Here is a 2514-nt window from a genome sequence, read left to right on the forward strand (position 1 = left end):
GTAATGATACTCTCTCAAACCTTTAGCCCTTGTCGGTTATGGACTAATTCAGAGAAGAAAATCCCAGAGGGGCAAAATAGTAGCATTCAGTTATAAATATGCTGATTCCCCCTTTTCGGGGATTAATACAAAAAACCCCTACTTGAGAATCGACATCCTCAAGACCTCAGACACGTTTTTATTCGTTCCGTCTAGTCGATTGATAGTCCTTTTAGGTGTAGCCACTTCAACCGCCAGAACCCCTTACTCAAGTCGCTGTTCTCAAGTAAACGCGACGGGATACTAATCTCTGGCGAGGTCAATCATCGGAATTGCGATTGCCTTTATGTAGGTTGCTTTTCTAGGCTCTGTTTCACCATGAGAACTCCCTATTAGCCGCAGTGTCCAGTGCAATTCTGGTCTGATTCAGCCCTGATCCCAGCTTCACTCTATAGAATTCCGAGTCTATTCGGTGTGGGCAGATTAGGAGTCAATCCTGAGTTTAGATGATGGGGCTTGCACCCATATCAACTGGACAGTTCAAGCCTTATTTTGCTACATGTCTGGTAGCCAGCTTGGTAAGGTTATTTACGGGCTGTATACCGTGATTCACTTACAACGAATCGCACATTGAGTCATAATATTAGGTAAGTATTTTTGATTTGGCGGTGCCCTCGCCGCATGGTATCTCCGTTAGTTAGAAGCTAACGGGGATACTCTCATTTTAGGGTTAATTCCTCCTAGCTACTACCCAGCAGGAGCCTCTACAACCTTCGGTTTCTTTTCAAACACCTGAATATTGGCTCCATCTAAAATGAAGCCGTATTGGGTCATTGCACCCATCTGTGACAACGTAAATCTTCTGATGCCCCGATCTCAAACCCCTCAAGTAGAATGCCTTCACGCAATTTTCGTCGGTTCACTTCACAACCAGCTCCAGAATCTACAGTAATGCCAGATTCAACGACTAAGGAACAATTTCTGCCTGAATCGATCGAGATTTGTTGCCCTGTCTGTGGTTCGATCAATTTTAGTCAAGATGAAGCAGGACAGATTAGCTGTGAAGAATGTGATTATGTCGAAGCAACTGAAATTTAATGGTGGATCTATAACTATGCGCTGCGATCTCGACGGGTTGGCGGGTCGCTAGCTATGGCTGGTCTATTAACTAGAATTTGGGATTAATATTGTTTTGATATCAAAATGAAATATAATGAATATTGTATTAGTATCAAACTGTATGATTATTGTGGTCGGAGGCATTAAAGGCGGAGCTGGCAAAAGTACGATTGCGGTCAATTTAGCGGTGGCTCGATCGACTCGTCACAAGGTGTTGCTTGCTGATGGAGATGACCAGATCTCTACAACGATGTGGGCAGCCCAACGCGATCTAAATTATCCAGACAAAAGCCCTAATCTGAGTCATGTTCGGGTATCGGGAGCTGATACCCGAACCAGTTTGCAAAAATTCACCGCAGAATATGAGGACATCATTGTTGATGTTGGTGGTAGGGATACAACGACTCAACGCGCCGCTCTATCTGTTGCCGACTTATTGCTAATCCCCTTGCAGCCCCGATCTGTCGATCTCTGGACGCTGGGTAATGTTTCTGAAGTTGTCGGCGAAGTCTTAACTATCAATCCCAATCTCAAATGTGCAGCTTTTATCAATCGTGCATTCGGTGGTGGATCTGACAATCAAGATGCAATGGATATCATCACCGAGACTACACATATCGAACTAGCACCGCTCAAAATAGGAGATCGAAAATCATTTTCTAACTCGTTTGGTATGGGTCTAGCGGTCCCAGAAATTAAGCCAGTCGATAAGAAAGCAGTCGCAGAGTTGCAATCACTGTACTTGTACTGCTATCATCGTCTCTAGTATCATTTTGATATTAAAATGATACCTCAAAGATATTGAAGAAGTATACTGAGTATATTAAACTATGGCAATCAAGAAAGCTCCATTAGTCCCGCAATCCGATCTGATCGACAAAGTAATTAATGCAGGTAGTCCCCCAGTCGCGCGAGAGCAGGATGATAACAAAGAAGACAAGAAAGAAATTAAGTTTGTAATGACAATCCCCGAAGAGATTGCTGATAAAATTGAGGAAGTACGCAGTAGATCGAGAAGTAGTCGGCGGAGCTGGTTTTTACTCGCAGCGATTGAAAAGCTGAAAAAAGATGGAGATCTTTGAGGCTAAAAGGATTTTTCAAAAATGACATTTTGATATTAAAATTATATCTTATAGATATCAATAGAGTATTATGCAATCACTAGAAGCCAAACCAGTATTGCTTAACGTTGCCGATTTAAAGCTGCGGGTCACATCAGAGGAGTTCGAGCGTCTCTGTCAGCTAAATCGCGACTTGCGACTAGAGTTAACCAAGGATGGAGAATTAATCGTTATGGCTCCAACGGGTGGTGATACTGGTGAGAGAAATTCTGACCTTAACGGACAGCTTTGGTTTTGGAATCGTCAAGGTTTGGGTAGATTGTTTGATTCATCTACAGGCTATAACTTTGCGGCT

At 43.0% G+C, this 2514-nt stretch carries 4 protein-coding genes; all 4 read left to right on the forward strand.

Annotated features, from left to right (window positions below; genetic code table 11):
- The first annotated feature begins 873 nt into the window (after window positions 1–873).
- Window positions 874–1077 carry a hypothetical protein gene (locus tag ACEW9J_RS13685; RefSeq protein WP_373545672.1) on the forward strand — a complete coding sequence of 68 codons (204 nt, stop codon included), beginning with the start codon at window positions 874–876 and terminating at the stop codon, window positions 1075–1077.
- A 115-nt stretch (window positions 1078–1192) separates the two neighbouring features.
- On the forward strand, window positions 1193–1864 hold the full coding sequence (locus ACEW9J_RS13690) for an AAA family ATPase (RefSeq protein WP_373545673.1): 672 nt from the start codon (window positions 1193–1195) through the stop codon (window positions 1862–1864).
- 64 nt (window positions 1865–1928) lie between these two features.
- A complete protein-coding gene (locus tag ACEW9J_RS13695; protein WP_373545674.1) occupies window positions 1929–2180 on the forward strand; it encodes a hypothetical protein in 252 nt (83 codons plus the stop codon).
- 70 nt (window positions 2181–2250) lie between these two features.
- A partial coding sequence (locus tag ACEW9J_RS13700; protein ID WP_373545675.1) for a Uma2 family endonuclease occupies window positions 2251–2514 on the forward strand: 264 nt, incomplete at its 3' end.

This window comes from Chamaesiphon sp., from assembly GCF_041737865.1.
GTDB lineage: Bacteria > Cyanobacteriota > Cyanobacteriia > Cyanobacteriales > Chamaesiphonaceae > Chamaesiphon.

Coding starts and splice junctions, on each gene's coding strand:
- ACEW9J_RS13690 (WP_373545673.1), top strand. CDS start 1,193: ATGAATATTGTATTAGTATCAAACTGTATGATTATTGTGGTCGGAGGC.
- ACEW9J_RS13695 (WP_373545674.1), top strand. CDS start 1,929: ATGGCAATCAAGAAAGCTCCATTAGTCCCGCAATCCGATCTGATCGAC.
- ACEW9J_RS13685 (WP_373545672.1), top strand. CDS start 874: ATGCCTTCACGCAATTTTCGTCGGTTCACTTCACAACCAGCTCCAGAA.